This window comes from Bradyrhizobium niftali (assembly GCF_004571025.1).
GTDB lineage: Bacteria > Pseudomonadota > Alphaproteobacteria > Rhizobiales > Xanthobacteraceae > Bradyrhizobium > Bradyrhizobium niftali.
This window is the reverse complement of the sequence record NZ_SPQT01000006.1, coordinates 286,634-292,988: the sequence shown is the minus strand read 5'-3', so window position 1 is coordinate 292,988 and position 6,355 is coordinate 286,634. Positions and strand designations below refer to the sequence as shown.

Here is a 6,355-nt window from a genome sequence, read left to right as displayed (position 1 = left end):
CTGCTTGCCCGCGGTCGGATTTGCCTCTCTCAAGCAGACAAAAGATGAACCCGGACCGAGACTTGTTTTTCGCAGCGAGGATGTTTCGATTGGGCCTTGCAGGTGCGCGTCATCGGCAGCTTTGGCAATCCCTTCCCGCAAAGTTTCATCTGATAACGACGTTTCCTGCGGGGCCTCGGGCGTCGGCAACGCGGTGTCTGTCCACATTGAAGAACAGCCGGACAGGAGCAAAAACAGAAGGGGAACGAAACGCATTGGCACACCGGGAGTAGACAGCCGTGCCTATACAAGAACTAACGCGGTGCGGCAACGGTGGCTCCGCCAGGATCCGATCATCGTGAACGTCGCGCCGTGACACCCGCTGCGGCGTGCGAGCCATTGTGCGAGCGCGTGGTGCCGGATAAAACAGCGCCAAGGGTTAGTTGCGTCTGAGGTTTAAAATGATCACGTACAAAGAGTACCATATCGAGCGATTTGAGCGGGGGCCAAAGCGCTGGGTCGCTCGCATAAAGCGGGCCGATGGGCGGAATATCCGCACTGTCCTGCCAGCTTCCGAGCATTCTTATCTCGACACCAAACCAGCCGCGTCCGCCGAAGAAGCGGAGAAGCTTGCCAAAGACGGCGTTGATTTCGGGGGCATAGTGTAGGCGTTTGGTTTGGCGAAACGGCTCGGCATCCGATCACATTGGTCTTGGGGGCTTCAATAACGGCTCGGTACGGGCGCCGTCACGTACCTAGCTTTGCGGTGTCGAAAACGGCTGGATGATGTCGTTTATGGCGTGAGAGATCCTGTCGGAACGTTCCTGGCAAAGCCCGTCGCCGGCGGCGCGTGGGGGCGTGCGCATTGATCTTTGCGGTGATCACCGTCGACATGATTGCACGGCAGCGGGTTTCGCTTGTCCTCCTGGATGTTCCCCGTGGCCCGTGACGCGCTAAGGCTAGCGGTAGAGTCGGAGCCAATGTGACCCGCCGGAACAGACGTTCCAAAAGTGGGCTGCTGAGGGCGGCGGTACGCCAGGTGCGTGGCTACTCACTGAATGCGGTTGCGCGGCCGGTTCGGCAACGATCGACATTCGTAACAACACCGGCGGCTCGCCGTCGGAAGCGATCGTCATTCCGACGGCAATTCGCACTTCATCGGCGTCGAGGCCGAGAACACCAGCGATACCACGGGGCCTCGAGCCGAGGCGTGGCCGGACGTGCAGATGCAAGCCTATGCGCGTCCGCGCCGCAATCACCTCGGCATTGGCGTCGTGATGGTCGCCGGCCACAACATAAGGAGTATACGCGGCCGCTCGGGCGCAAGAGCGATCCGAGCTTCGACATGGTGATGTCCCGCGCCGGCGTCGTGAGACTGGTCGAGAAAAAGGCCGATACCGGCGCCGCAGTCGTCTGCGCGCCGGTTTGCTATGTCGCGACAGCCGGCCCAGACCACATTGTCAGCGCATCCGCAAGGCCGCGCTGGGTCGCGTCGCCCGCCCACGCCACGTGTCCGTCGGGCCGCACCAATACGGCTTTTGGCGCTGCGACCGGCCCGATCGCCGGAAGCTCCCAGGGGCCCGCGTAGCTGGTGTCGGCGACACTGATGCGATCCGCCCAGGGTGCGATGTCGATGCAGCCCGGCTTGTCAAAATTGAGCAGCAGGGGATGTGCGCTGTGCAGCAGCGTGAACAGTCTTTGCGAACCGCCTGGTGTGACGAGGTCGAGATCTGGCATGCGGCGTCCGAGCAGCGGATGGCCTTCGCCGAGATCGTAGCGAATGTCGAGGCCGCTCATCATCGCGCCAAAGCGCTTGCGCGGCTCGTCCATGCCGAGCAGGTCGGACACCACCTCGCGCGCGGCCTTGAGGCCGTCGTCACCGCGGCGGAGCAGGGCGATTTGCGCCATGGTGTTGCGCAGCACGCGCGCGGCGACGGGATGGCGTTCGGCATGGTAGCTGTCGAGCAGGCTGTCGGGCGATGTGCCGTTGACGACCTGTGCCACCTTCCAGCCGAGATTGACGGCGTCCTGCACGCCGGTGTTGAGGCCCTGTCCGCCGACGGAGTGATGGATATGCGCGGCATCGCCGGCGAGCAGCACGCGCCCCTTGCGATAGGATACGGCCTGCCGTGCCGCATCGGTGAAACGGGAGATCCAGGCGGGATTCTTGAGACCGAAATCGGTGCCGTAGACGGCGACGAGGGCCTCGCTGAGATCGGATGGCGTGGGCTCGCCGCTGCGCGCGAGCGTTGCTTCCGTCACGACGACCAGCACGCGCCCGCTCTCGGTTTTGCTGAGGCCATGGAAGCCGAGCGCGTCGTGACGCAGGCCCCAGGCCGGCTCTTCGCTCATCTCGACCTCGGCCATGAGGTTGCCGAGCGCTGGACCTGAGCCGACGAAGTCGACGCCGGTGGTTTTGCGCACCAGGCTGCGGCCGCCGTCGCAGCCGACCAGATAGTTCGCCCGCAACGTCGCGCCGCCGGACAGCGCGACGTCGACGCCGGTCGCGTCCTGAGCGAAGCCCGTCACCTCGAAGTTCCGATAGATCGGGACCGCGAGCTCTTCGACCCATTCGGCCAGGATGCGCTCGATGTGGCTCTGCCGCAGCGCCAGTCCGTAAGCGTGGCGGGTGGGGAGGTCGCTGATGTCGAGCCTGGTCCAGGCGAAGCCGGCGAGCTGTGTGACTTGCCCCTCGCGCAGGAAGCGATCCGCGACGCCGCGCTGATCGAGGACCTCGATGGTGCGCGCGTGCAACCCGCCGGCGCGCGTGCCGACGAGGTCCTGATCCGCCCGCCGCTCGACGATGGCGACGTCGACATCCGCGAGCGCGAGCTCGGCGGCCAGCATCAGCCCGGTCGGGCCGCCGCCGGCGATCACCACGGCATGATCGGTCAGCGCCGGGTTCCCGGCGTGGGTTCGCGCGGTCCGGCCACGCGAGCGGGATGTCGGAAGCAGTACGGGCATATCGTGATCCCTTGACTTGTTGCTGGGTCGGGGGTTCTACGCGAAGTTCGGGGACTTGAAGCAAGCCCCTTGCACACCACATATCAAGCTGGGAGGAACGTTGTCCTCTTTCGCGCTCGATTGGCACGTCGGGCAAGACACTGGCGGAATGCCGTCATCGAAACGAGTTTGGTTCAGCCCGCGCGGAGCAACCTGCGGCGGGTTTTTTCATGTCGGCTTAGTGTGACGACAGTTTCGTTCAACACAGGATTTAACTCGTCGGGCATTGCGGCCACGCACCCGTCAAAACATGGAGCGCCGATCGGCGCGCCATCGTCCGAACCATTGCTGGCCGTGCATGCGCGAACGTGCCGGCCCGCGGCGCGGGACCAGTTGCTCGCGCCGCTGCGGTCTCCGCGTCTCTACCAATAATTTCATCCAGGTTGGCTATCGGCTCTATGAGCCCGAGATACCCTGGGCCTGGTCGCATGCGCTTTACTGGCGAAAACGGCTGCGCTGAGTTGGGGGCGCCGGCGTTTCCCGTGATGCGGAACGCGGCGTTCGTGGCGTAGAACGGCGCGCGCGAGACGCGGTGCCGCCTTGCGCGCCCAAGATGTCGAGAGGCCCGGCAGCTTGACGTGCGTTTTCAGGCGATGTGGCCGAAGCACTTGCGGAGTTGGTGGCGCCGGGCTTTAAGTTTGCTCCTGCAGGAAATTCGGCGACCATAAGCCGATGTAAGGGAGCACCATCGATGTCCACCAAGCCTCAATTGCCGGAACGTTCGTCGCGAGTCACGGGGGGGCCTACGCCGCTCGATGGTCTGCTGGTCGTCGATTTCACCCGCGTGGTTGCCGGCCCGGCCTGCACACAGACGCTCGCCGATTTCGGCGCGCGTGTCATCAAGATCGAGAACCCGGACGGCGGCGACGACACGCGCGCGTATGAACACGCCGAAACCGGCGGCGAGAGCGCCGCTTATCTCAGCCTGAACCGCAACAAGCGCGGTATCGCGCTCGATCTCGCCGTGCCCGAAGCCCGCGAGATCGCGCTGGATCTGATCCGCAAAGCCGACGTGGTCGTCGAGAATTTCTCGAGCGGGGTCATGAAGAAATTCGGCCTCGACTACGAAGCGGTCGCGCCGCTCAATCCTCGGCTGGTCTATTGCTCGATTTCCGCCTACGGGCGCACCGGGCCGTTCGCTTCGCGTCCCGGTTTTGATCCGATCACGCAGGCGGAAAGCGGCTTCATGTCGCTCAACGGATTTGCCGACGGTCCTCCAGTCCGCACCGGCCCGCCCATCGTGGATATCGCGACGGGAATGACGGCCTGTAACGCTATCCTTCTGGCCCTGCTGGCGCGCGATCGGCTGGGCCGTGGCCAGCATGTCGAGGTGGCCCTGTTCGACATTGCCATGGCGATGACGAGCTTCTACGGCATGGCCTATCTGATCAACGGTGAGAACCCCGGACGGTTCGGCAACTCGCCGAGCGGGTCTCCCACTGTAGGCGTCTACGAGGCCTCCGATGGACCGCTTTACATGGCCTGCGCCAACGACCGGCTCTATCGCCGGCTGGTCGTCGAGGTGCTGAACCGGCCCGATCTCATCACCGATCCGCAATTTGCGACGCGCAAAGCGCGCTCCGAGAACAAGGAGCTCTTGCGGGCGGCCATTGCGGAGGTCTTTGCAAGCGATACTCTTGAGAGCTGGATGGCGAAAATGAAGCTGGCCAATATTCCGGTCGGCTATCTCCGCACCGTCGAAGAGGGCTTTAACGCACCCGAGGCCCGTGACCGCCATCGGTTGAGCCGGATTCCGCATCCTACGGCGGACTGGGTCCCCAACATCGAAACCCCGATTACCATGAGCCTGACCGGCGCTATCGATCCCGTTGCAGCGCCTCTGTTGGGCGAGCATACCGAGAACGTCTTGCGTGACACGCTAGGTTACGACCAGCGCCGGATCGCGGAGCTCACCCAAAGGGGCGTCTTTGGATCAGGCAAGCCCTCGGTTTGAGCCCGGGTGGTTAACCTTGAGGGGCGGGCATTGCGGCGCGCCGACCTCTGCCTCGCGATGCGGCCGTTCGCGGCATCGCATCCTTATCGAGGCAGCCCTCGGGCGAAGACGCGGTGCTAGCATCGCATCGGCTTGATTTGGCGAGGTTCCCGCCGCATAAATGTGGGAAAGCGAGGGATACGAATGGCACCTGGTCAAGACCCGAGCGTGGGCCAGCCCGCGGGGCCGGAATCCGGCGAACGCGCCTATGCGGCAATGATCGCGAAGGCTCGGGCGCTCGTGCCACGACTGCGAGAGCGGGCAGCCCGAACCGAAGAGCTGCGCTACCTTCCGCCCGAGACCGAACGGGATCTGCACGACGCCGGCCTGTTCCGGATGCTCCAGCCCAAGCGCATTGGCGGTGCCGAGCTCGACTATGTCGCCCTGATTGATTGCGCCGATCTGCTCGGACAAGCGGACGCGTCCGCCGCCTGGAATCTCGCCAATCTGGCGAGCCATCACTGGATGCTCGGCATGTTCGAGCAAGAGGCGCAGGATCTGGTCTGGGGCCGCGATCCGGATACGCTGATTGCATCCTCATTCATCTTTCCTGCGGGCCGCGCCACGAGGGTCCAGGGCGGATACCAATTGCACGGAAGCTGGCCATTCTCCTCAGGCGTTGCGTCCTGCGAATGGAACATGCTTGCAAGCGTGGTTTCCTCTGATGATGAAGCAGACGGGATCGAGTACCGGATCTTCTTGCTTCCGAAGCATGACTACAAGGTACTCGACACCTGGAATGTCTCGGGATTGCGCGGTACGGGGTCTTGCGACGTGGAGGTCAGGGAGGCCTTCGTGGCCGACCATATGACGGTTGCCGTCGGTGAGCTTGCCGGCGGCCGGACGCCTGGGAGCAAGGTCAATCCCAATCCGTTGTACGCGCTACCCGTGTTCTCGCTGTTTCCCTACGTCCTGTCCGGCGTCGCGCTGGGGAATGCGCAGGCGTGCCTGAACGACTATATCGAGGTCGTCCGTCATCGCATTTCCACCTACAACCGCGCCAAGCTGAGCGACTTCCAAAGCACGCAGATCAAAATCGCGGAGGCCTCGGCCAAGATCGATGCTGCGCGTCGGATTATGCGTTCGGCCTGTATCGATGCCATGGAGGATGCACGACGCAGCCACATTCCGGACATGGCGACCAAGACCAGGTACCGACGTGACGGTGCTTTCTCGGTCAATCTATGTACCGACGCGGTCTCAATGCTATTTGCCGCGAGCGGGGCGCGCGGGCTCTTCACGGCGGGCGTGTTGCAGCGGCAGTTTCGCGATGCGCACGCGATCAACTCGCATCTCGCATTCAATTTCGATGCGGCAGGGACCAATTATGGACGCGTGGCATTGGGCCTGCCGTCCGAGAACCTTACGCTGTGAGGCCGG

General features: G+C 63.7%; 4 protein-coding genes and 2 pseudogenes. 4 read left to right on the top strand and 2 right to left on the bottom strand.

The window, feature by feature from the left end; translation table 11 throughout:
- Positions 1–255 (bottom strand): annotated as a pseudogene (locus E4K65_RS48195) (hypothetical protein); the annotation flags it as partial.
- Positions 256–440: 185 nt separating this feature from the next.
- Between E4K65_RS48195 and E4K65_RS14935 the strand changes: the two are divergent.
- On the top strand, positions 441–647 hold the full coding sequence (locus E4K65_RS14935; protein WP_135174814.1) for a hypothetical protein: 207 nt from the start codon (positions 441–443) through the stop codon (positions 645–647).
- Positions 648–1,407: 760 nt separating this feature from the next.
- Here E4K65_RS14935 and E4K65_RS14930 read toward each other — a convergent pair.
- On the bottom strand, positions 1,408–2,943 hold the full coding sequence (locus tag E4K65_RS14930; RefSeq protein WP_135174813.1) for an FAD-dependent monooxygenase: 1,536 nt from the start codon (positions 2,941–2,943) through the stop codon (positions 1,408–1,410).
- Positions 2,944–3,340: 397 nt separating this feature from the next.
- On the opposite strand from E4K65_RS14930, the pseudogene E4K65_RS48715 reads away from it, so the two are divergent.
- The 3 genes and pseudogenes from E4K65_RS48715 to E4K65_RS14915 all read left to right on the top strand — a co-directional run.
- Positions 3,341–3,442: pseudogene (locus E4K65_RS48715) on the top strand (GNAT family N-acetyltransferase); the annotation flags it as partial.
- A gap of 231 nt (positions 3,443–3,673) precedes the next feature.
- Positions 3,674–4,936: a CaiB/BaiF CoA transferase family protein gene (locus tag E4K65_RS14920; protein WP_167770824.1), complete on the top strand. Its 1,263-nt coding sequence runs from the start codon at positions 3,674–3,676 to the stop codon at positions 4,934–4,936.
- A gap of 183 nt (positions 4,937–5,119) precedes the next feature.
- Positions 5,120–6,349: an acyl-CoA dehydrogenase family protein gene (locus E4K65_RS14915; RefSeq protein ID WP_167770820.1), complete on the top strand. Its 1,230-nt coding sequence runs from the start codon at positions 5,120–5,122 to the stop codon at positions 6,347–6,349.
- The last annotated feature ends 6 nt before the right edge of the window (positions 6,350–6,355 follow it).

Coding starts and splice junctions, on each gene's coding strand:
- E4K65_RS14930 (WP_135174813.1), bottom strand. CDS start 2,943: ATGCCCGTACTGCTTCCGACATCCCGCTCGCGTGGCCGGACCGCGCGA.
- E4K65_RS14935 (WP_135174814.1), top strand. CDS start 441: ATGATCACGTACAAAGAGTACCATATCGAGCGATTTGAGCGGGGGCCA.
- E4K65_RS14920 (WP_167770824.1), top strand. CDS start 3,674: ATGTCCACCAAGCCTCAATTGCCGGAACGTTCGTCGCGAGTCACGGGG.
- E4K65_RS14915 (WP_167770820.1), top strand. CDS start 5,120: ATGGCACCTGGTCAAGACCCGAGCGTGGGCCAGCCCGCGGGGCCGGAA.